This window comes from Mesorhizobium sp. B2-4-3 (assembly GCF_006442815.1).
GTDB lineage: Bacteria > Pseudomonadota > Alphaproteobacteria > Rhizobiales > Rhizobiaceae > Mesorhizobium.
This window is the reverse complement of sequence record NZ_VFVL01000002.1, coordinates 201,441-222,571: the sequence shown is the minus strand read 5'-3', so window position 1 is coordinate 222,571 and position 21,131 is coordinate 201,441. Positions and strand designations below refer to the sequence as shown.

Below are 21,131 nucleotides of genomic sequence, written 5' to 3'. Positions count from 1 at the left end.
TGTAAAATTTCTGGCATCGAACAATGTTGTCGCACTGTATCCGGAAATCGAACGATGCCAGGAACTCAAGGACCGCTTAACGCCTTCCTCGATCTACGCCAAATGCCTGTGGCGAATGCGGAATTGGGTCCGCTCGCCGGCCTGCGCCTGGCCGTCAAGGACATCTATGACGTCGCCGGCTACCGCACCGGCTGCGGCAACCCGCAGAGGTTCGCGGAGGCGCATGCGGCCTCGCGCACGGCGGAAGCGGTGCAGACGATCCTCGATGCCGGCGCGCGATTCGTCGGTAAGACCCAGACCGACGAGCTGGCCTTCTCGCTGTTCGGCCAGAACGCGCATTTCCCTTACCCGATCAATCCCGCCGCGCCCGATCGCGTCACCGGTGGCTCTTCCTCCGGCTCGGCGGCCGCGGTTGCCGGCGGCCTGGCGAACATCGCCACCGGCTCCGACACCGGCGGCTCTATCCGCGCGCCGGCGAGCTTCTGCGGCCTGATCGGGCTGCGCACCACCCATGGCCGCATCCCGCTCGACGGCGCGATGAAGCTGGCGTCGAGCTTCGACACCTTCGGCTGGTTCGCCGACGACATCGAAACCTATGAGACGGTCGGCAAGCTTTTGCTCGGCCGCGATCCGCACCAGCATCAGCTCAACCGCCCGCTGTCGATCCGCTGGCTGGATGCCTTCGTCATGGGTCCGGCGGAAGCCGCCGAATATGCGCGCATGAAGGCGCTGGCCGCCGGCGTCATCGGCCAGCCCGTGGAGACAGAATACGCCTTTGCCTCGTTCCCCGACGAGCTTTACTGGTGCTTTCGCCGCTTGCAGGCGTTCGAGGCCTGGCGCGAGCATGGTCCCTGGATCGCGGCCGGCGGCCGCCTCAGCCCCGGCGTCGAGGAGCGTTTCGGCTTCGGCCGCACCATCGACGCCAGGGCCGCCGCGGCCGAAGCCGCGCGCCGGCTGGCGTTCCGGGCCGAGCTCGGGGCGCTGCTCGGCAACAACGGCTTCCTCGTCCTGCCCACCGTTCCCGGCGCGGCGCCATTCGCCGCGGGCACGCCGGAACAGTTCCAGGCCTATCGCGAAAGGGCGCTGCATCTTTTGTGCCTTTCCGGTCTTTCGGGCTTTCCGCAGATCACCTTGCCGATCGGCGCGATAGACGGCGCACCCTTCGGCCTGTCGCTGCTCGGGCCTTCCGGCAGCGACGTTGCCCTGATACGGCTCGGCCGCAAGATTCTCGACGCGGCACGAAAGGTCTGACCATGGATACATTGACGCGCATGCGCGCCTTCATCGACGTGGTCGAGGCGGAAGGTTTTTCGGCCGCGGCGCGCAAGATCGGCCGCTCCAAGGCGCTCTTGTCTAAATATGTGCGCGAGCTGGAGGACGAGCTGGGCGCGCTGCTGCTCAACCGCACCACGCGCCAGTTCTCGCTGACCGAATCCGGCCACACCTATTATCAGCGCGCTTCCGAGATCGTGCGCGAGGTCGACAACCTGGCCGAGGCGGTGCGCCAATCTTCCGGCGACGTTCGCGGCAGGATCAAGCTGTCGGCCGCCCGCACCTTCGCCGACGCGCCGATCGGTCAGTCGCTGGTCGACTTCGCCAGGCAGCACCCCGACATCGTGCTCGACATCCATCTCGACGACCGCTTCGTCGACCTTGTCGAGGAAGGTTTCGACCTTGCCGTGCGCATCTCGCGGCTGGAGAATTCCTCGCTCATCGCCAGGCGGCTGGCGCCGTTTTCGGTCAGGCTTTGCGCGTCGCCGGAACTGATCGCCAAGCATGGCGCGCCGGCGCGTCCGCAGGATCTCGCCAACATGCCCTGCATCGTCGACACCAACGGCCGCTCGCTGGCCAACTGGCGCTTCAAGGGCGAGGGCGAAGACTCCATGAGCGTCGCCGTTTCAGGCCCGATCGAGGTCAACAGCCCGATCGTGGCAAGAGCCGCCGCGCTCTCGGGTCTGGGCTTCGCCATGCTGCCGGATTTCATCGCTGCCCCCGACGTCGCGTCCGGCAAGCTGGTCACCGCGCTCGACGACCGCATCCTGGCGGGCACCGGCATCTTCGCCGTCTACCCGCATCGCCGCTATCTGCCGGCCAAGGTGCGGGTCTTCGTCGACTTCCTGGTGCACTGGTTCAGAACGCGCGACACCGCCTGATGCTGCCGCGCGGACGTTTGCAGCGGCGCGCATCAAATCAAAAGCTGAGGCACGCGTCCCAATTTCGCCCGCTTTCTGTTAACTCTCGGGCTCGCTCCCGAAATTGATGGAATCGCGGCCCGGAATGCATCTGAAACGGCAAGCAACCATGCTGGCTTCGGCCCTCGCGGCCACATTGGCCTCGGTCGAGCAGGCCGAAGTGCACCCGCATGTCTTCGCCGAAGCCCGGCTCGACGTGATCCTCAGCCAGGATCACCAAAGTGTGACGGCGCTGCGCCACCTTTGGCGCTTCGACGACCTGTTTTCGAGTACAGTGATGATGGAGTTCGACAAGAACTCCGATCTGAAGCTTGACGACAAAGAACTTAAGGAAGTGGCCGACACCGTCCATTCCTCGCTGGCCGAGTTCAACTACTTCCAGCTCGTCACCCAGGACGGCAAGGATGTGCCGATGGTCCCGCCGCCGCATCTGATGGCGAACTTCGACAATGACCAGCTGATCATCCTGTTCGAGTCGCAGCCCAAGACACCGATCAAGCTCGCCGGCAAGATCGACATCGGCGTCTACGATCCGACCTTCTACACGGCGATCGACTTCACCGACGACGCCAACCTCACCGTCGAAGGCCTGCCCTCGACCTGTACCAAGAAAGTCGTCCGTCCCGATCCGGACGAGGCGATCAAGGAAAACCAGAAGACCCTGACGGACGCGTTCTTCAACGATCCGACGGGCACCGACATGAGCAAGATCTTCGCCACCAAGCTCGAACTGAACTGCTCGCCGGAAGGATGATTTGGTGATGAAACCGTCGCTGCGCGCAAGCAGGTTCCGCAAAAGTGTCCCACGGTTTTGCGATCGGAACCTGCGACCAACAAGGGAATCCAGGCGGATATTCGTGGGGCATCCCACGAATATCCGCTTAGCGCTCGGCCTTTTGGCCGCCACCCTGGTGATCGCCCATATGCCTGCCGTAGCGCATGCGCAAAGCTCGCTCGGCATCGGCACCAATGACGGCATGGCACCGACCGCCACGGGGCCGTTCGCCCATATCCTGATGTGGATCAATCTCCGGCAACAGGAATTCTACCATTCGCTCGCCGCCGCCATGAAGGCGATGCGCCAGGACGGCAGCAAGCTCTGGCTGCTGATCGGCCTGTCCTTCGCCTATGGCATCTTCCACGCCGCCGGTCCCGGCCACGGCAAGGCGGTGATCTCCTCCTACATGGTCGCCAACGAAGTGGCGTTGAGACGCGGCATCATGCTTTCCTTCGTCTCGGCGCTGCTGCAGGGCCTGACGGCGGTGGTCGTCATGATGCTTGCCTATTTCGTGCTGCGCGGCACCGCGATCTCGATGACCGACGCCGCCTGGTTCCTGGAAATCTCGAGCTATGTGCTGGTGACGCTGTTCGGCGCCTGGCTGCTGTGGCGCAAGCTCGGTCCGTCGGTGCTGCGCCTGTTCGGCAGAGCGCCTGCCTACAGCCTGGCGGCCGCCCATGCCGGCCATTCGCATGGCGGGCATTCCCATGCGGGGCACGCCCATTCCCATGCAGGCCATTCCCACGCACATGCGCACGCCGCGCATTCCCATGCCCTGCACGTGCATGACGATCATGATCATCATGACCATTCGCATGCGCACGCCCATGATCGCGGCGCGCATGAACACCACCAGGCGGCGCACGACCATGGCCCGGGCGAGGCCTGCGAGACCTGCGGCCATTCGCATGCCCCGGATCCGGCGATGCTGTCTGGCGACCGCTTCGACTGGAAGACCGCCTGGTCGGCTGTGGCCGCCGTCGGCATCCGTCCCTGCTCCGGCGCGCTGATCGTGCTGAGCTTCGCGCTGCTCAACGGGCTTTGGGTCGGCGGACTGCTGTCGGTGCTGGCGATGTCGATCGGCACCGCGATCACCGTCTCGGCGCTGGCGACGATCGCCGTGACGGCCAAGAACTGGGCGGTCTATTTCGCCGGCGACGGCCGCATCGGCAACCGCATCCACTCGATCGTCGAAATCGGCGGCGCCGCCTTCATTTTCATCGTCGGCCTGCTGCTTCTGTCGGCCAGCCTGTCGGGCGGCGTCTGATTTAAGGCCGGCTCGCCAAGGTGCGTTGAGATTCAGGTCGGGCCGAGCCGAAAATGGTGGCTTCCGAGAACCGGAGCGGAGCGTACTTGAAGTACGTGTGCACCGGAAGCGCAGGAGGCCGCCATTTGCAGGCCGGCCTCACCTGAATATCAATGCACCTTTCCGCCCAGTTCGTCCTCGATATGGGCGCGGATGATTTCGTCGAAACTGCTTTCGGCGGCAAAGCCGAGTTCCCTCGCCCGCCTGGCCTCGAACCGTGTCGGCCAGCCTTTGACGATCGCCCAGACGGTCTCGTCGGGCTGCTCGCGGATCCGCTTCGCGACCTCGGCGCCGGCGATGCGCTCAAGCGCCTCGATCTGCTCGCCGACGGTGACGGCGACGCCCGGCATTGTAAGATTGCGGCGCGGTCCGACCTTGTTGCCGTCGATTTCGGCAGCATGGATGAGGAAATTGACCGCCGAGCGCGGGCTGGCATGGGTGTGCAGCACCGAGCGCGGCACCGGCAGGATCGCCTCCTGGCCGGCGAGCGGCTCACGGATGATGCCGGAGAAGAAACTCGACGCCGCCTTGTTCGGCTTGCCGGGGCGGACGCAGATCGTCGGCAGCCGGATGCCGATGCCGTCGAAGAAGCCGCGCCGCGTATAGTCGGCAAGCAGCGCTTCGCTCATCTGCTTCTGCGTGCCGTATGAAGTGAGCGGCGTCGGATGGAATTCATCCGGGATGACATCCGGGAACGGCGCGCCGAACACGGCGATCGACGAGGTGAAGACGAGGCGCGGCATGAACGCCGCCAGCCGCACGGCGTCGAACAGCGCGCGCGTGCCGTCGAGATTGACGCGGTAGCCGAGGTCGAAATTGGCCTCCGCCTCGCCCGACACGATGCCGGCCAAATGGAAGATCACATCCGGGCGGGTAGCCACGAGAGCGGCCATAGCGCCGGGCGCGGACAGATCGCCGGTGTGGACCGAGACGTCCACGCCCGCGAGCACCGGCGCCTGCGGCGCCGCGATGTCGTGCAGGTCGAGCGCCGTGATCTTGCGCCCGCGCAAGGCGCCGTCCCTGGCCAGCCGCGCGATAAGCTTGCTGCCCACCATGCCCGCGGCACCCGTGATCAATATTCTCATCATCAGAGACCTTTCTTGCGCTGGCTGCGGCCGCGTAGCCACAGGACGACGAACAGTCCAACCATGAAGACCACGGCGACAACGGCCGCCAGCACCGTCGATACCTTGCCCACGGCCAGCATGATGGCCGGCAGGAAATAGGCGGCGAGGCCGAACACAACCAGTATCACCGCCGCGGCGGCCGCGGCGTTGCGGGTGTCACGATCCATCAGCGGGCGTTCTTCATGTCGAGGCTGCTCGGTTTTGTCATCAGGCCGCGGTCAGTGATAGTGCCGGCGATCGCGCGGCGCATCATGCGCATGGTCATGATCATGATGGTGGTCGTGCTCGTCATGGCTGTCCGCGCATTTGCCGAATTCGGGTTCGACAGTGGCATGCTCGATACCATGCTCGGCCGCAAGCCGTTTCTTGATGGCGCTCACCGCCACATGCGCATCGACGCCGTCGTTCAGGCAAGCATGCAGCGTCGCCATGTTGGAGGTGCCGTCGAGCGACCAGACATGCATATGATGCACCTCGCGCACGCCCTTGACGGCGCCTTCGATATCCCTGGCGATCAGGTCGCGGTCGAGGCTGGCCGGCACGCCCTCGAGCAGGACATTGGCGGCCTCACGCATCAGCGACCATGCCGTCGACAGGATGAGCAGCGACACCAGCACCGACAGGATCGGATCGATCGGCATCCAGCCCGTCGCCAGGATGATGATGGCGGCGGCGATGGCCGCGGCCGAGCCCAGCAGATCGCCCAGCACATGCAGGATGGCGCCACGCATGTTGAGGCTCTCGCGATCACCGCCATGCAGTACGAAGAAGGAGGCGATGTTGACCAGGAGACCTGCCACCGCCACCACCAGCATCGGCCCGCCCAGCACTGGCGTCGGGTGCATCAGCCGGCCCCAGGCCTCGTAGACGATCCAAAGCGCGATGACGAAGATGGCGATGCCGTTGGTGTAGGCGACCAGCGTCTTCACCCGGGCGAAGCCATAGGTGAGACGGCCGGTGGCAGGACGCCCGGCGAGATGAAAGGCGTACCAGGCAAGGCCGAGCGCGATGGCGTCAGCCAGCATGTGCCCGGCATCGGCGACCAGCGCCAGCGACCCGGTAAGCCAGCCGCCCAGCGCCTCGGCGACCATGAAGCCAGCGGTCAAACAGGTAGCGATCAGCACCCGCTTCTTGTCGGTCGAGCCATGCACATGCCCGGCGCCATGGCTGTGGCTATGACCGGCCGGGCCGTGGTCGTGCGAAGCATGGTCATGCGCCATCGCCAAACTCCTGTCTGCCGACCATGGTCCTGAAAACCGGTTTTCCGGCTCTCAGGATCATGATCTACGCGCCGAACTCGGCGCGGAAATCTTCAAGCCGCCGTTTCTGGCTTCCCTGGGCATCGAAATTTGCCGGATCGAGCCAGGCCTCATAGGCTTTTCGGAGTGCCGGCCACTCCTTGTCGATGACCGAATACCACGCCGTATCGCGGTTTTCACCCTTGACCACGAAATGCTGGCGGAAGATGCCCTCGAACTTGAAGCCGAACCGCTCGGCCGCGCGCTTCGACGGCTCGTTGCGGTTGTTGCACTTCCACTCGTAACGGCGATAGCCGAGCTCGTCGAAGACGTATTTCATGAACAGGAACTGCGCTTCGGTCGCCGCCGGCTTGCGCGAGATCAACGGTCCCCAATAGATGTTGCCGATCTCGATGACGCCGTTGTTGGCATCGATGCGCATCAGCGTCTGTCGTCCGGCGACCTTGCCGCTTGCCTTGTCGATGACGGTGAAGAACAGCGGATCCTCAAGCGCCTCGGCCTTGTCCAGCCATGGCTGGAAGGCGGCGCGGCTTTTCGGCGGATGGTCCGGCAGCCACGCGAAGCGCCCATCGATATCGGCGACGGACGAGGTTTCATAGAGGCCATCGCCATGCTTTGCCGCGCTGAACGGCTCAAGGCGCGCATAGTGGCCTTCGAACACCTTGCGTTCCGGCCGCGGACGCGGCTGCCATTTCTTCAGATCTTCCGACACCGGCCACTCCAATCCGTTGACTTTTACCTGCGGACGGTCACAAAAACGCTCGCTCACAGAAAGAACCACAGGGACGGGAAAAATGCTCCACACGATCGCGGCCTTCGACCGTCTCGGCGAGGAAAATGCCTTCGCGGTGCTGGCGAGGGCCACCGCGCTTGCCCATCAGGGGCGCGACATCGTCAACCTCGGCATCGGCCAGCCCGACTTCAAGACGCCGCAGCACATCGTCGAGGCGGCGATCAAGGCGCTGCGCGACGGCCACCATGGCTACACGCCGGCCAACGGCCTTCTAGCCACCCGCGAGGCGGTCGTGCGCCGCACGCTGACCACCACCGGCGTCGAGGTGTCGCCCGAGAATGTGATGATCCTGCCGGGCGGCAAGCCGACGATGTTCGCCGCGATCCTGATGTTCGGCGAGGCGGGCGCCGAGATCCTCTACCCCGATCCCGGCTTTCCGATCTACCGCTCGATGATCGAGTTCACGGGCGCTACGCCGGTGCCGGTGCCGATCCGCGAGGAAAACGGCTTTGCCTTCTCGGCGGAAGAGACGCTGGCGCTGATCACGCCGAAGACCAGGCTGCTGATCCTCAACTCGCCCGCCAATCCGACCGGTGGCGTCACTCCGCGGGCCGAGATCGAGAAGCTGGTCAAGGGCCTGGAGAAGCACCCTCAGGTCGCCATCATGTCCGACGAGATCTACGATGTGATGACCTACGATGGTGAGACCCACTGCTCGCTGCTCAATTTCCCCGAGATCCGCGACCGGCTGATCGTGCTCAACGGCTGGTCGAAGACCTGGGCGATGACCGGCTGGCGCATGGGCTGGTCGATCTGGCCGAACGGCGACAAGGGCGCGCATCTCTACGACAAGGTGCGCAAGCTGGCGGTCAACTGCTGGTCCTGCGTCAACGCGCCGAGCCAGTTCGCCGGCATCGCGGCGATCGACGGCCCGCAGGACGATGTCGAGAAGATGATGCGCGCTTTCGACAACCGAAGGAAGATCGTGGTCGAGGGGCTGAACGCGCTCCCCGGCATTTCCTGCATCACGCCGAAGGGCGCCTTCTATGCCTTCCCCAACGTCTCGGAAACCGGCTGGAAGGCCAAGAAGCTCGCTTCGGCGCTGTTGGAGGATGCCGGCGTGGCGTTGATCGGCGGCCCCGATTTCGGCGTTCTCGGCGAAGGCTATATCCGGCTTTCCTATGCCAATTCCGAGGAGAACATCCTGCGCGCGCTGGAACGGATCGAGGCGTTTCTGAAAAAGTGACGCCTTAGAGCATGATGCCGAAAAGTGTGAAGCGGTTTTCGGGCGACATCATGCTCCGTCTCCAGCCGTTCACCCGCGCCCGACAAACGGCATCTTCGTCGCCATCACCGTCATGAACAGCACGTTGGCGTCGAGCGGCAGGCTCGCCATGTGCAGCACCGCATCGGCCACGCGCTCGACATCCATCACCGCTTCGGCGGCGATCGAGCCGTTGGCCTGCGGCACGCCCACCGTCATCGGCTGCGCCATCTCGGTCAGCGCATTGCCGATGTCGATCTGGCCGCAGGCGATGTCGAAAGGCCGGCCGTCGAGCGCCAGCGTCTTGGTGAGCCCAGTGATCGCATGCTTGGTCGCCGTATAGGGCGCGGAGCCGGGGCGCGGCGCATAGGCCGACACCGAGCCGTTGTTGATGATACGGCCCCCCATCGGCTTCTGCCTCCGCATGGCGCCGAAGGCTGCGCGGGCGCATAGGAACGAGCCTGTGAGGTTGACGCCGACGACGTCGTTCCAGACCTCGACAGGGATTTCGTCGATCAGTGTCGACTTGTAGCCCATGCCGGCATTGTTGAAGAGCAGGTCGACGCGGCCGAAGCCCTCGAGCACGGTCTCGAACATGTCGTCGACTTCGTCGGCCTTGCTGATGTCGCAGGCGACGGCCAATGCCTTGGCTTGCGTCTTGCCCGCCCCGGCGATCGCCTCTTCCAGCAGCTTCTTGCGGCGGCCGCAGAACACCGTGTTCCAGCCTGCCTTGAGCAGCGCCGTCGCGACGCTCTTGCCGATGCCGGTGCCGGCGCCGGTAACGATGGCGGTCTTGTCTGCTATGGCTGTCATCGCCGTCCTCCCGGTCATGGATGGAAAGATTTGCATCGCAAATGGCAGGGATGATGGCAAGCAGCTATTGGCGATAAAAAGGGCCAACAAAAAGGGCGGCCATTGGCGACCGCCCCGATCTGAACCGCGCTTGGGAGGAGGAAAAGCCGGTCCGACTGGTTAGAATGATGCGCTTGCTGGGTTAACGAGAAGTTAACGGCAACCACACCCGCTAACGCTGGTGCTCACCAGGGCGAGCTGGGCGCGCTTCCGGCGGGCACCTTTGCCGCCGAAACCGTCGCCTCGACATGATCGACCAGCGCGTCCGGCAGGCCGAGCCGGCCGGCGAGCAGGTCGAGGTAACCGCGCTCGGTGCGCGTGTCGGGATCGATGGTCAGCCGCGAGGCGGTATAGAGCTCGAGCTTCTGCGCATCGGTCTTGGCGGCGGCGACCAGCGTATCGAGATCGAGCGGGCTTTCGAGCTCGGCGAGCAGGAATTTTTCCGCTTCGGCGCCGATGCCGGCGAGCTTGAGCTTGTCGGCGATCTTCTTGCGCTCGTCATCGTCGACATGGCCGTCGGCCTTCGCCGCCGAGATCATCGCCCTGACCAGCGTCAGCGTGAACTCGGCTTCGCCTTGTGGCGCCTGCGAGGGATCGAAGGCGGTATCGGCGGGCGGCGGCAGCAGTTCTGGCTCGCTGCCAGCCGGCGCCTGCGCCGGCTCCTTGCCGGCCTTGTAGTTCTGATAAGCCTTATAGGCGAGGCCTCCGATCGCAGCCAGGCCGCCGAGCTTGACGGCCGCGCCCGTCACCTGCCGGCCGGTGCCGGTGCCGAGCAGCACGGCCGCCAGCGCGCCGGCGGCCAGAGGATTGTCCTTCGCCATCTGCACTGCCTGCCCCGCCTTGTCGCGGACAGTCGAGCCGGTCCCAGGGATTTGCGAGCCGAGAAGGTCGTCGAGCAGCTTCTTGGGGTCGAGCATCAATGCCTCCAGAATGGGCCCGGCCGAACGCGCCCGGGCAGGGTTTCGGACCGGCAAGAGGTAGGCCCCGCGCTTTGACATTACAATGACGGCGGCAGTTTTTCGCTCGCGGAGCTGGCCGCTCTAATTGCCGATATGGCGCTTGCCGCCGCGCGCTTGCGCCAGCTCGACCTGGCGGTGGCGTTCGGCATAGCGCTCGCGATCCTCGTCGGAGCGCGCTTCAAAGCAATTCGGACATGAGACGCCGATTGCGTATTTCGGCGACAGCCGGTCCTCGACCGTCAGCGGATGCCGGCAGGCGCGGCAGAGCTCAGCCTCTCCCTCGACCAGACCATGCGAGACGGACACCCGCTCGTCGAACACGAAACACTCGCCTTGCCACAGGCTCTCTTCGGCCGGCACCTCTTCGAGGTATTTCAGGATGCCGCCCTTGAGATGGAAGACGTTTTTGAGGCCGAGCGACTTCACATAGGCCGTCGCCTTCTCGCAGCGAATGCCGCCGGTGCAGAACATCGCCATCTTGCGGCCTTCGAGCTCCTCACGGTGCTCTTCCACCCAGGCCGGGAACTCGCGGAAGCTGGTGGTCCTGGGGTCGACCGCGCCCTTGAAGGTGCCAAGCGAAACTTCATAGGCGTTGCGCGTGTCGATCACCAAGGTATCCGCATCGGAAATCAGCGCGTTCCAGTCGGCCGGCGCGACATAGGCGCCTGCGCCCGCCGCCGGATCGATGTCCTCGACGCCCATGGTGACGATCTCGCGCTTCAACCGCACCTTCATGCGGTGGAACGGCATTTCGGCGGCGGCGCTGTATTTGACTTCCAAGCCGGCAAGGCCTTCGATGGCTTGCAGATGGTCAATCAGCGCAGCAATCGCGTCTTCGCTGCCGGCAACGGTACCGTTGATGCCTTCATGCGCCAGGAGCAGCGTGCCCTTGATGCCGCGTCCGCAACAGAAGGCCGCGAACGGCGCGCGTAGGGTCTCGTATCCGTCGAGCCGCGCGAATTTGTAGAGCGCCGCGACGCGGACTGGCTGAATTTCCATGGCTGTTGTCATGGTCATGCCATAGAGCAATTCCAGGAAAAGTGCGAAGCGGTTTTCCGTCCGGAATTGCGTGAAACAAAAAGATAGAGCGGTTTGCCGTTTCATGAAACGGCGATGCGCTCTAGACCGTGGTGAAAGCGGTTTCAAGGCGGAGGAGACTCAAAGGCCGGCGGCGATCCGCTGCGCGGCATCGCGACACGCCGGCCTTCGTGGACTTGAGCGGACCCTTCTGCTAATCGGTTTAAAATGATAGAAATGGAGACCAGCACATGACCAGCAAGGCCGAAAAGCTCCTGTCGCTTCTCAACGGTCAACCGGTCATCCCGGTGCTCAAGATCGCCAATGTCGCGGACGCGGTGCCGCTCGCCCGCGCGCTTTCGCGCGGTGGCATGCCGGCGATCGAGATCACGCTGCGCACCGCCGACGCGCTGGAAGCGATCCGCCGCGTCGCTGCCGAGGTCGAAGAGGCGATCGTCGGCGCCGGCACCATCCTCGATGCCAAGCAGTTCGATGAAGCAGCCCGCGCCGGCTCGAAATTCATCGTCAGTCCCGGCATCACCAGCCAGCTTCTCGACGCGGCCAAGGACAGCCCCGTGCCGCTGCTGCCCGGCGCCATCACGCCCGGCGAGATCATGGCCGCGCGCGAAGCCGGCCTGCGCTTCCTGAAATTCTTCCCGGCCGAGCAGTCCGGCGGCATCGCTTCGCTGAAGGCTTTCGCTTCGCCGCTGGCGGACGTGAAATTCTGCCCGACCGGCGGCATAACGGCCAGGAACGCCGCCGACTATCTGAGCCTGCCCAACGTCATCTGCGTCGGCGGCTCCTGGGTGGCGCCCGACGATCTCATCAAGGCCGGCAAGTGGGACGAGATCGAAGCGCTGGCGCGTGAGGCGAGCAAGCTCATGAAGTAATCAGCGCCTCACCAGGGCAGCGCGCCGTTCTCGTCGAAATAGCCGCCCGTCGGTCCGCCCGGCTCCAGCGTCGCCAGCCGCACGATGATCTCTGCCGCCTGCTGGACCGTGCGGTGCCCTCTACCCCCGTTCAGGTCGGTCGCGGTGTAGCCGGGAGCAGCGGCGTTGACGGTCATGCCGCGCGGCGAAAGTTCCCTGGCAAAGGCCACCGTGACGGCATTGAGCGCCGTCTTCGAGCTGCCATAGCTCATGAGATTGGGCGACCGGGTATCGCCCGCCGCGCGCGCGATCGAACCGATATAGCTGCTTACCATGACGATGCGGGCAGCGGGCGACGCCGTGAGCAGCGGCAGGAACGCCTGGGTGACCCGCACCGGACCGAACACGTTGACGTCATAGGTGGCCTTCATGTCCGCGACACTCTCGCGGCTCGGCGGCCGTTCATAGCGGCCGTCCGGGCCAAGCGCGTCGACATAGCCAGGCGCAATGCCGGCATTGTTGACCAGCACGTCCAGGCCGGGCGCCTGCGCCGCGACTGTCTTGACCGCGGCCGCCACGCTGTCGTCGCTGATGACGTCGAGCGCAAGCCACTCGACGTCGAACCCTTCGCCGCGCAGCGCTTGCGCCGCAGTCTCGCCGCGCTCGGCGTCGCGAGCGCCTAGCCACACCTTGAATCCCATGGCGGCCAGCCGCTTGGCGGTCTCGAGGCCGATGCCTTTGTTGGCGCCGGTAATCAGCGCGTTCTTCGTCGTCATATCCACGTCTCCTTTTTGGCGACCTAGACATGGCGTCAACCGACCTGCTTCGCGCGCCGGATACTCGCGTCCTCTTGCCTAATCCTCTTAGGTGCGCGTCATTTGGTTGCGCGGCTTGCATGGATCGCACATGCTGAAGCGATGAACGAAGCGCTTCAGGAATTGATCGTTCTCGCCAGCCGGCATGCGCATGGGCGGCGGACCAAAACAGCCATCCCGCGCGTTACGATCGGCCGCAGCGAGGTTCCGACGTCACCGCTGCCCGAACTCTGCCAGCCGACCGCGCTGCTGGTCCTGCAGGGGACCAAGACTGTGCTTGTCGGCGACCGCACGCTTGCCTACAGCGCCGGCAGCTATTTCGTCTATGCGGTGGAGGCGCCCGCCACCAGCCAGCTGATCGAGGCCAGCAGCGCCCATCCCTACATGGCTCTCGCCTTCGCCATCGATATCGAGCTGATCGCCGGCCTGCTCATCGACCATAGGCCGGTGGTCAACAGCGACAACTTCGTTACCAATACGGCCGATGATGAATTGCTCGACGCATGGCGCCGAATGCTGCGGCTGCTCGACAGGCCGGCCGAGATTCCTGTTCTCGCGCCCATGCTCGAACGGGAGATCGCGTTCAGGCTCTTGCAAGGCCCGCAGGGCGAGAAGCTGCGCCAGCTCGCCCGCGCAGATGGCCGCCTTTCGCAAATCCGCCGCGCCACGGCGTGGATACGGGCGCATTACAACGAGCCGATCGATGTGACGCAACTGGCCGAGCTGTCGCATATGAGCAACGCCGCCTTTCATCGCCACTTCAAGGCGGCGACGGCGATGAGCCCGATCCAGTATCAAAAGCAGCTCCGCCTTCTGGAGGCGCGCCATCTGCTGATCGCGCGACCGGGCAGCGCCGCGCATGTCGCCTTCACCGTCGGCTACGAAAGCGCCTCGCAGTTCAGCCGCGAATATGCGCGCCAGTTCGGATTGCCGCCCGCGCGCGACGCCGCGCGGCTCCTGGCCAGGGGTGAAGCGGCTGCGCTGGAAGTCGACTGAACATGAACAATCCGGCCGGCATGCGCCGACCGGGATAGGGCCTGGAATGCAATCGATGGCCGCGTGGGTCTGGCGGGGTCGCTATTTCGTTTGGAAGCGCGCGACCGAGAGGAACTTCACCGCGTTGCCGGTGAACCGGCTTGCGTCCGGCACCTGGCCATCCGCCTCGAAGCCAGCCGTATACACTTCGCTCGGCGGCGTGTGCACGATGTTGTAGGCATAGCGCGGCGCCGTCGTCGGGTCGGCAACCGAGGCGATGTTGACGCCGCTGCCCAACGCCCAGCGCGCGGCTTGCGGCGGCGTCGCCACCACCATGGCCTTGGGTCCGGGCTTCAGATCGTGGGCGGACGCCCTGCCTTCCTTGGCCGTCGTCTTCACGCCGGCGCCGATCGCCTTCGCGGGATCGGTCCCGGCCGGAAGCGCGGCGATGGCCTGGCGCGGCGAGGCCGCATCGACGCCCGACGGATCGTTGAACGCGGAGCGCGGTTCCGGTTCGGTCAGCGACGCAAGCTGGTATTCGGCGCCGCCGACGCCATCGGCCTCGACGGTGGCATTGGCCTGTTCGAGAACGGCTTTCACCTCATCCTGCTTGCCGGGCTGCGGCCGGGCGGTCGGCAGCACCGAGAACGCGTCGGTCGCGCTCTTGTCCTGCGAAGCGGTTTCGGCCAGCGCCAGAAGCACGTTCTTGTCCTTCGGCGCGAGTTCCGCCGGCGTCGAGCGGTCAGGACGCCAGGTCGGCAGTGGGACGTTGTTGACCGCCACCTGCGCCGGATCGGTGCTCGTGGCCTCCGCGGCGCTGGCCGTGCCGAACGGAACCTTGTCCGGCACGGGCGCCTGGGCCGTCGCAACCGCCTGCTCCGTCGTCGCCGAGGCATCCGCCGTGGCGAACGGCACGTTCTGCGGCGTCTGCTGGCCAACATCGGCCTTCGGACGCGGCGCGAAGTCGGGCAGCGGGATTTCCTTGGGCGGCAGGGCGGCGATGATCGTCTCCGGCGTATCCTGCTGCGGCTGCTGCTGCTCGTCGGCGCTGTCATCCGCGATCTGCGGGATGTTGGCGCGCTTGGCATCCTTCGGCGCGACAATCGCGATGCCCGGAAGATTGCTGCCGCGTGCCGTGGCGGCGTTGGCGACCTGAACCTGCTTCGCGGCTGTCCGCTGAGGCGCCGGGGCACTTTCGTCGGCGTCGTCATCGGCCTCGTCGGCGCCGCCGCCGAACCAGGCAAAAAGGCCGCCGGAGCGCTTGGTCGAGCCGCCGGCGCTGGCCAGTTCGATATTCGGGGTGCCGGCGCCCCTGCGCGCCTGATACGCTGCCACTGCTTGCTCATAGCCGGGCAGCGGGCGTCCGTCGCTCGGCACATGCAGCGTCTTGCCGTTGGGGAACAGGCTGACCAGTTCCTGGCGGCTGATGCCCGGCCAATGGCGCACGTTGCCGACATCCATATGCACGAAGGGCGAGCCGGAAGTCGGGTAATAGCCGACGCCGCCGCCCTGCATCTTGAGACCGATGTTGCGCAGTTTCTTCAGCGGCACGCCGGGAATGTAGAAGTCCATCGCCTTGCCCAGCATGTGCTGGCTCTTCTCGGCGACGCCGCGGCTGCGCGAGCGCAGCAGCGCGTTGGTTGACGGCGAACGATAGCCGCAGACGACCTGGATATAGTCGGTGGCGCCGCTTTCGCGATAGGCTTCCCAGACGAGATCGAGCAGCCGCGGATCCATCTTGGTCGGCTCGTTGCGGCGCCAGTCGCGCAGAATGATGTTGATCTTGCGCAGGCCTTCCGGATCGTAGCGGCCATTGCGCTTGTAGACGATCTCGGCCTTCTCATGCGTGTGCAGGTGATAGAGCTTGAGCGTACGCACTTCGGCCCTGGCGCCCGACGTCACCACAGACAGGAACCCGACGGCCAAAATCACGAACGTCAGCCACCTCGGCCAGACGCTCATGTGAAAATGCCGCCCGTTTTTGCGTCGTTCGATTTTGTTCAAATCAAATGGCTTTCAGGCTGCCGTTTGTCCCCGGATTTGACCAAACGGATGCGTGGTTTTCACATCCGAATATCGATCCTAATGGTTAATCATCGTTTATTGAAGCCGAAATGCGGTAACACCGTGGCGATATCCCGTCAAAAATTATGCACAGCATTTCGTGGTAAACCGCTGGTTTAGATCAAGAATCCGGCCTCGGCCAGAACACGATCTGTTACCGTTAGCGTTAATGCGTGATCCTCGGCAACGCCGACCGCTGAAAACCCTGTGTTTTCACGTCAAAAGCGACAATTTGACTCGGATTCTAGGCAAGCAAGCTGGTTCGAGGCTTGCCTGTCATGAGGCAAGCCGGTCGACGCGGCCGGCTTCGGGGTCAATGCCATATTCCTTCAACTTGCGGTAGAGCGTTGAGCGACCGATGCCCAACCGGCGGGCGACTTCGCTCATCTGACCGTTGTAGTGGTCGATCGCGAGCTTGATCATCTCGAGCTCGACATCGGCCAGCGCCCGCACATTGCCGCGCTCGTCAAGCGCGCGAAGCGTCCCGAAACGCGGCTGCAGCCTGGCTGGCGCCTCGCCATCGGGCAAGCCAGTCCCCATTGCATCGGCAACGGTCTCCTCCGCTTGCCGGGACGTGTCCGCAATCGTTTCGGCGACTGCGGATGCCGTTTGCGCTCCGAGATTGACCGTGCCTTCCACCTGCGCCCGGATCTGCGGGAACTCCTCCTCGGTCAGCACATCGCCCTCGGCCAGCACCGACGCGCGGAAGACCGCATTTTCCAGCTGGCGGATGTTGCCCGGCCAGTCATAGGCCTGCAGCATGGCTAGCGCCGTGGCCGATATGCCGGCAAGGCGGCGGCGCGGATCGGCCGGAGCGACCTTTTCCATGAAATGCCGGACAAGGTAGGGAATGTCGTCGCGGCGGTCGCGCAGCGGCGGCACGAAGATCGGGTAGACGTTCAGCCGGTAGAACAGGTCCTCGCGGAACTTGCCGTCCTTGACCTGCTGCAGGAGGTTCCGGTGCGTGGCCGAGATCAGCCTTATATCGACTTTGACGGTCGAGCGGCCGCCGACCGGGTCGACCTCGCCCTCCTGCACGGCACGCAGCAGCTTGACCTGGACGTCGAGCGGCAGATCGCCGATCTCGTCGAGGAACAGCGTGCCGGAGTTCGCCTCGACGAATTTGCCGGTGTGCTTGTCGGTGGCGCCGGTGAAGGAACCCTTCTCGTGGCCGAACAGGATCGATTCGACGAGATTGTCAGGGATGGCGCCGCAATTGACGGTGACGAACGGTTTCGAGCGGCGGTCGCCGCTGCCCTGGATGGCGCGCGCCACCAGTTCCTTGCCGACGCCGGATTCGCCCTCGATCAGGATCGGGATGTTGGAGGCCGCCGCTTTCTGCCCAAGGCGTATCACCCGGTCCATTGCCGGGCTGCGCGTGATCATGTCCTTGAAGGTGAGATGACCGCCGCCGCGTCGCCGCGACGCGCGCTTCATCTCGTCCTCGACGGCTTCCACCTTGAGCGCGTTGGAGATCGCGGTCTGCAGCCTGTCGGGCGACGCCGGCTTGACGACGAAATCAAAGGCGCCGTGCCGCATCGCCGAGACGACGGTCTCGATGCCGCCTTGGGCCGTCTGCACGATGACGGGAATGTTGATGGCGCGCTCGCGCATCGCCTTCAGCACGCCGATGCCGTCGAGGCCGGGCATGACGAGATCGAGAATGACGACGGAGACCTCGCGAGCGTTCGGCCCGTCGAGCGCGTCGAGGCCGGCCTCGCCGCTATCCGTGACGATCGCGCTGTGGCCGAACTTGGTCAACGCGGCCTCGACCAGCCTGCGCTGCACCGGATCGTCATCGACTATGAGTATGGAACCTGTCATGACTGTTTGAGTCGTCCGCCCGAGAAAATCCCCGTGGATCATCTTGGCACAGGGTTCTAAATAAGGTTTCAAAAAACCCGGTGAACGAATTCCTTAGGATTTGACCGGCTTCTCCCTTTCCCTTTGATTCTGGCCGTTGGTTCAAAAAAGGTATTGTTGATGCGCATGATGTTTGGTCGGCGGCTTGCGGCGCCAGCGTCCGGCCAGGGCGCGGCGGGGCTTGGCGACCTGCCGGAGTGGAACCTCGCCGATCTCTATTCCGGCATGGAAGCGCCGGAGTTGAAGCGCGACATCGCCAAGGCGGCCAGCGACGCCATCGCCTTCGAGACCCGCTGGAAAGGTACGCTGGCCGCGGAAGCCGGGCGCGGCGCCGCCGGCCGGCTGGGCGAAGCGCTCAAGGCCTATGAGGCGCTCGAGGAGCTGATCGGCCGCATCGTTTCGTATGCCGGCCTCGTCTATGCCGGCAACACGTCCGATCCGCAGCGCGCCAAGCTCTATGGCGACGTCCAGGAAAAGATGACGGACGCCAGCGCGCATCTCCTGTTCTTCGCGCTCGAGCTCAACCTGATCGACGATGCGGCGATCGAAAGCGCTTTGGCCGCCGACAAGGTCTTCGACCACTACCGGCCCTGGGTGCTCGACCTCAGGAAGGACAAACCCTACCAGCTCGAGGACCGCGTCGAGCAGTTGTTCCACGAAAAGTCGGTCACAGGGCGCGGCGCCTGGAACCGCCTGTTCGACGAGACGATGACCGACCTGCGCTTCGACGTCGACGGCGAGGAACTGACGCTCGAGCCGGCGCTGAACCGGCTGCAGGATTCGAACGGCGAAGTGCGCCGCCGCGCCTCCGAGGCGCTCGCGGCGACCTTCCGCAAGAACCTGCGCACCTTCACCCTCATCACCAACACATTGGCCAAGGACAAGGAAATCTCCGACCGCTGGCGCGGCTTCCAGGATATCGCCGACTCGCGCCACCTCGCCAACCGTGTCGAGCGCGATGTGGTCGATGCGCTGGCCGCGGCTGTGCGCGAGGCCTATCCGCGGCTGTCGCACCGCTATTATGCGATGAAGGCGCGCTGGCTCGGCATGGAGGTGATGAACCATTGGGACCGCAACGCGCCCCTGCCGGAAACGCCGCGGGCGGTGATCAGCTGGGACGTCGCCAGGGACACGGTGCTCTCGGCGTACCAGCGCTTCTCGCCGGACATGGCCGAAATCGCCCGAGGCTTTTTCGATCGCAGATGGATCGACGCGCCGGTGCGGCCCGGCAAGTCCCCCGGCGCCTTCGCCCACCCGACGGTGCCGTCGGCGCATCCCTACGTGCTGCTCAACTACATGGGCAAGCCGCGCGATGTGATGACGCTGGCGCATGAGCTCGGCCATGGCGTGCACCAGGTGCTGGCCGCCGGCCAGGGCGCGCTGATGGCCTCGACGCCGCTGACGCTGGCCGAAACCGCCTCCGTCTTCGGCGAGATGCTGACCTTCCGCTCGCTGCTCGAGCAGACCGCTGACCGCCGCGAGCGCAAGGCCATGCTCGCCCAGAAGGTCGAGGACATGATCAACACGGTCGTGCGCCAAATCGCCTTCTACGAGTTCGAGCGCAAGGTGCATGCCGAACGCAAGAACGGCGAGCTGACCTCGGACAGGCTCGGCGAATTCTGGCTGGAAGTGCAGGCCGAGAGCCTGGGGCCGGCGATCAAGCTGCGCGAGGGATACGAGGTCTTCTGGACCTATATCCCGCATTTCATCCACTCGCCCTTCTACGTCTATGCCTATGCTTTCGGCGATTGCCTGGTGAATTCGCTCTATGCCGTCTACCAGAATGCCGAGCGCGGATTTCAGGAGAAGTATTTCGAGATGCTGCGCGCCGGCGGCACGAAGCATCACTCCGAGCTTCTTGCGCCCTTCGGCCTCGACGCCACCGATCCCGCTTTCTGGCAGATCGGCCTCGGCGTGATCGGTTCGCTGATCGACGAATTGGAAGCGCTCGATAATTGACGACAGCAACAGCGCAGGCATCGGTCGCAATAGTTTAGCCGGGATGCATATTAGCAAGGGTCTATTCTTGCCCTAAATAGCTGTTCTTGAATAACTCTCCGGCGCATTTTTCAACTAGCTTTCGACAAGCCATATGATAGCGTCCGGCCTCAAGCTCAGCCGGACGCATCGCGCGGGTCAGAGATGGCCGGCCGCTACGCCACGGCGAATGCGATGATGGCCGTCGGCCCGGACAAGGCCGAACGCCGATGGCTCGATTGAAGCCGGCGATTCCGCCGACCATGGAACCTTTGACGATTCTTGGCGTGAGCTCGCCTTTCCGGGCCTCGGCCGACAGATCGGACTGGAGAGAGAAATGAGCACTTTCTTCTACATGCTCCTGGCGTTCGTTGTGGGTATCCTGGTTGGCTGGTTCATCTGGGGCCGCTTGCGCGGCGAGCTCGACAGTCTGCGTGGCGATCTCGACCGCACGCGAAGCGAGCGCGATAGGCTGCGCGCCGACAGCGATCGGTTGAAGGGCGAGCTCGACGCCTGCGGCCGCGCCCGCGCCGATCTCGAAAGCCGGCTGCGCGACGCGCCTTCCGCCAAGGCCGGCGCCGATAAGGCCGCCACACCGGCGCCGGCGGCGCTGATGTCGACGCCCGCGACATCGGCGGCGGCAAAGACCGCGCCCGCAAAGCCCGCCACCGCAAAGAAGCCGGCCGCAACGAAGCCGGCCGCAACGAAGACTGCAGCGGCACCGAAGCCGGCGGCCAAGTCCACCGCGCCCAAGAAGGCGGCAGCGCCCGTGGCCAAGAAAGCCGCCGCGCCGCAGGCCGCGACCGGCAAGGCCGACAATCTGCGCCGCCTCATCGGCATCGGCCCGGTCAACGAAAGGCTGCTCAAAGGCCTGGGCGTCACCACCTATGCCCAGATCGCCGCCTGGACCGCCGCCGACGTCAAGCGCATTGAGGAGGTGCTCAATTTCGACGGCCGTATCGCGCGCGAAAAATGGATCGAGCAGGCGAAATTGCTCGCCGCCGGCAACGAGGCCGAATTCGCCCGCCAGTTCCCGACGGCCGGAACCGTAAGCAACACCTGACGAGCCAGCCTGGTTGGC

At 64.8% G+C, this 21,131-nt stretch carries 19 protein-coding genes; 9 read left to right on the top strand and 10 right to left on the bottom strand.

The window, feature by feature from the left end; genetic code table 11:
• Positions 1-54 precede the first annotated feature (54 nt).
• From FJ956_RS03335 to FJ956_RS03320, 4 genes are all read left to right on the top strand, one after another.
• Positions 55-1,251: an amidase gene (locus FJ956_RS03335; protein WP_140673767.1), complete on the top strand. Its 1,197-nt coding sequence runs from the start codon at positions 55-57 to the stop codon at positions 1,249-1,251.
• 2 nt (positions 1,252-1,253) lie between these two features.
• The gene (locus FJ956_RS03330) at positions 1,254-2,153 is read left to right on the top strand and encodes a LysR family transcriptional regulator (RefSeq protein ID WP_140673765.1); all 900 of its coding nucleotides are present in this window, start codon (positions 1,254-1,256) and stop codon (positions 2,151-2,153) included.
• Between the two features lie 124 nt (positions 2,154-2,277).
• On the top strand, positions 2,278-2,946 hold the full coding sequence (locus tag FJ956_RS03325; protein WP_140673763.1) for a DUF1007 family protein: 669 nt from the start codon (positions 2,278-2,280) through the stop codon (positions 2,944-2,946).
• Positions 2,947-3,115: 169 nt separating this feature from the next.
• Positions 3,116-4,237 (top strand): nickel/cobalt transporter, encoded by a 1,122-nt coding sequence (locus FJ956_RS03320; protein ID WP_246671992.1) that lies wholly within the window; start codon positions 3,116-3,118, stop codon positions 4,235-4,237.
• A 149-nt stretch (positions 4,238-4,386) separates the two neighbouring features.
• Here FJ956_RS03320 and denD read toward each other — a convergent pair whose 3' ends face one another.
• The 4 genes from denD to FJ956_RS03300 all read right to left on the bottom strand — a co-directional run bounded on the left by denD (position 4,387) and on the right by FJ956_RS03300 (position 7,374).
• Positions 4,387-5,361 carry a D-erythronate dehydrogenase gene (gene denD / locus FJ956_RS03315; protein WP_140673852.1) on the bottom strand — a complete coding sequence of 325 codons (975 nt, stop codon included), beginning with the start codon at positions 5,359-5,361 and terminating at the stop codon, positions 4,387-4,389.
• A gap of 2 nt (positions 5,362-5,363) precedes the next feature.
• On the bottom strand, positions 5,364-5,570 hold the full coding sequence (locus FJ956_RS03310) for a hypothetical protein (protein ID WP_140673759.1): 207 nt from the start codon (positions 5,568-5,570) through the stop codon (positions 5,364-5,366).
• Positions 5,571-5,621: 51 nt separating this feature from the next.
• Complete coding sequence (locus FJ956_RS03305) at positions 5,622-6,623, bottom strand: cation diffusion facilitator family transporter (RefSeq protein ID WP_181170099.1); 1,002 nt, start codon at positions 6,621-6,623, stop codon at positions 5,622-5,624.
• 64 nt (positions 6,624-6,687) lie between these two features.
• On the bottom strand, positions 6,688-7,374 hold the full coding sequence (locus FJ956_RS03300) for a GNAT family protein (RefSeq protein ID WP_140673755.1): 687 nt from the start codon (positions 7,372-7,374) through the stop codon (positions 6,688-6,690).
• An 82-nt stretch (positions 7,375-7,456) separates the two neighbouring features.
• Here FJ956_RS03300 and FJ956_RS03295 point away from each other — a divergent pair, with 82 nt between their 5' ends.
• The gene (locus FJ956_RS03295) at positions 7,457-8,641 is read left to right on the top strand and encodes a pyridoxal phosphate-dependent aminotransferase (RefSeq protein WP_140673753.1); all 1,185 of its coding nucleotides are present in this window, start codon (positions 7,457-7,459) and stop codon (positions 8,639-8,641) included.
• Positions 8,642-8,710: 69 nt separating this feature from the next.
• On the opposite strand, the gene FJ956_RS03290 is transcribed toward FJ956_RS03295, so the two are convergent.
• The 3 genes from FJ956_RS03290 to FJ956_RS03280 all read right to left on the bottom strand — a co-directional run bounded on the left by FJ956_RS03290 (position 8,711) and on the right by FJ956_RS03280 (position 11,481).
• Positions 8,711-9,472, bottom strand: a complete 762-nt coding sequence (locus FJ956_RS03290) for an SDR family oxidoreductase (protein WP_140673751.1) — start codon at positions 9,470-9,472, stop codon at positions 8,711-8,713.
• 224 nt (positions 9,473-9,696) lie between these two features.
• A complete protein-coding gene (locus FJ956_RS03285) occupies positions 9,697-10,428 on the bottom strand; it encodes a tellurite resistance TerB family protein (RefSeq protein ID WP_140673749.1) in 732 nt (243 codons plus the stop codon).
• A gap of 123 nt (positions 10,429-10,551) precedes the next feature.
• A complete protein-coding gene (locus FJ956_RS03280; RefSeq protein ID WP_181170104.1) occupies positions 10,552-11,481 on the bottom strand; it encodes a rhodanese-related sulfurtransferase in 930 nt (309 codons plus the stop codon).
• A 257-nt stretch (positions 11,482-11,738) separates the two neighbouring features.
• Between FJ956_RS03280 and FJ956_RS03275 the strand changes: the two genes are divergently transcribed.
• The gene (locus FJ956_RS03275) at positions 11,739-12,377 is read left to right on the top strand and encodes a 2-dehydro-3-deoxy-phosphogluconate aldolase (RefSeq protein WP_140673747.1); all 639 of its coding nucleotides are present in this window, start codon (positions 11,739-11,741) and stop codon (positions 12,375-12,377) included.
• Positions 12,378-12,385: 8 nt separating this feature from the next.
• On the opposite strand, the gene FJ956_RS03270 is transcribed toward FJ956_RS03275, so the two are convergent.
• Positions 12,386-13,132: an SDR family oxidoreductase gene (locus tag FJ956_RS03270; RefSeq protein ID WP_140673745.1), complete on the bottom strand. Its 747-nt coding sequence runs from the start codon at positions 13,130-13,132 to the stop codon at positions 12,386-12,388.
• A gap of 141 nt (positions 13,133-13,273) precedes the next feature.
• Between FJ956_RS03270 and FJ956_RS03265 the strand changes: the two genes are divergently transcribed.
• Positions 13,274-14,167: an AraC family transcriptional regulator gene (locus tag FJ956_RS03265; protein ID WP_140673743.1), complete on the top strand. Its 894-nt coding sequence runs from the start codon at positions 13,274-13,276 to the stop codon at positions 14,165-14,167.
• A gap of 81 nt (positions 14,168-14,248) precedes the next feature.
• Here FJ956_RS03265 and FJ956_RS03260 read toward each other — a convergent pair whose 3' ends face one another.
• Positions 14,249-16,108 carry a DUF882 domain-containing protein gene (locus FJ956_RS03260; protein WP_140673741.1) on the bottom strand — a complete coding sequence of 620 codons (1,860 nt, stop codon included), beginning with the start codon at positions 16,106-16,108 and terminating at the stop codon, positions 14,249-14,251.
• A 378-nt stretch (positions 16,109-16,486) separates the two neighbouring features.
• Complete coding sequence (locus tag FJ956_RS03255; protein ID WP_140673739.1) at positions 16,487-18,034, bottom strand: sigma-54 dependent transcriptional regulator; 1,548 nt, start codon at positions 18,032-18,034, stop codon at positions 16,487-16,489.
• 159 nt (positions 18,035-18,193) lie between these two features.
• On the opposite strand from FJ956_RS03255, the gene FJ956_RS03250 reads away from it, so the two are divergent.
• Positions 18,194-20,032, top strand: a complete 1,839-nt coding sequence (locus FJ956_RS03250; protein ID WP_181170098.1) for a M3 family oligoendopeptidase — start codon at positions 18,194-18,196, stop codon at positions 20,030-20,032.
• Positions 20,033-20,387: 355 nt separating this feature from the next.
• Complete coding sequence (locus tag FJ956_RS03245) at positions 20,388-21,113, top strand: proton-conducting membrane transporter (RefSeq protein WP_140673737.1); 726 nt, start codon at positions 20,388-20,390, stop codon at positions 21,111-21,113.
• Positions 21,114-21,131 lie beyond the last annotated feature (18 nt).

Bases quoted from the DNA above. Each gene is read 5' to 3' on its own strand.
- FJ956_RS03255 (WP_140673739.1), bottom strand. From the start codon at position 18,034: ATGACAGGTTCCATACTCATAGTCGATGACGATCCGGTGCAGCGCAGG.
- FJ956_RS03275 (WP_140673747.1), top strand. From the start codon at position 11,739: ATGACCAGCAAGGCCGAAAAGCTCCTGTCGCTTCTCAACGGTCAACCG.
- FJ956_RS03290 (WP_140673751.1), bottom strand. From the start codon at position 9,472: ATGACAGCCATAGCAGACAAGACCGCCATCGTTACCGGCGCCGGCACC.
- FJ956_RS03285 (WP_140673749.1), bottom strand. From the start codon at position 10,428: ATGCTCGACCCCAAGAAGCTGCTCGACGACCTTCTCGGCTCGCAAATC.
- FJ956_RS03330 (WP_140673765.1), top strand. From the start codon at position 1,254: ATGGATACATTGACGCGCATGCGCGCCTTCATCGACGTGGTCGAGGCG.
- FJ956_RS03260 (WP_140673741.1), bottom strand. From the start codon at position 16,108: ATGAGCGTCTGGCCGAGGTGGCTGACGTTCGTGATTTTGGCCGTCGGG.
- FJ956_RS03265 (WP_140673743.1), top strand. From the start codon at position 13,274: ATGAACGAAGCGCTTCAGGAATTGATCGTTCTCGCCAGCCGGCATGCG.
- FJ956_RS03250 (WP_181170098.1), top strand. From the start codon at position 18,194: ATGCGCATGATGTTTGGTCGGCGGCTTGCGGCGCCAGCGTCCGGCCAG.
- FJ956_RS03310 (WP_140673759.1), bottom strand. From the start codon at position 5,570: ATGGATCGTGACACCCGCAACGCCGCGGCCGCCGCGGCGGTGATACTG.
- FJ956_RS03335 (WP_140673767.1), top strand. From the start codon at position 55: ATGCCAGGAACTCAAGGACCGCTTAACGCCTTCCTCGATCTACGCCAA.
- FJ956_RS03270 (WP_140673745.1), bottom strand. From the start codon at position 13,132: ATGACGACGAAGAACGCGCTGATTACCGGCGCCAACAAAGGCATCGGC.
- denD (WP_140673852.1), bottom strand. From the start codon at position 5,361: ATGAGAATATTGATCACGGGTGCCGCGGGCATGGTGGGCAGCAAGCTT.
- FJ956_RS03325 (WP_140673763.1), top strand. From the start codon at position 2,278: ATGCATCTGAAACGGCAAGCAACCATGCTGGCTTCGGCCCTCGCGGCC.
- FJ956_RS03305 (WP_181170099.1), bottom strand. From the start codon at position 6,623: ATGGCGCATGACCATGCTTCGCACGACCACGGCCCGGCCGGTCATAGC.
- FJ956_RS03280 (WP_181170104.1), bottom strand. From the start codon at position 11,481: ATGACAACAGCCATGGAAATTCAGCCAGTCCGCGTCGCGGCGCTCTAC.
- FJ956_RS03245 (WP_140673737.1), top strand. From the start codon at position 20,388: ATGAGCACTTTCTTCTACATGCTCCTGGCGTTCGTTGTGGGTATCCTG.
- FJ956_RS03320 (WP_246671992.1), top strand. From the start codon at position 3,116: ATGCCTGCCGTAGCGCATGCGCAAAGCTCGCTCGGCATCGGCACCAAT.
- FJ956_RS03295 (WP_140673753.1), top strand. From the start codon at position 7,457: ATGCTCCACACGATCGCGGCCTTCGACCGTCTCGGCGAGGAAAATGCC.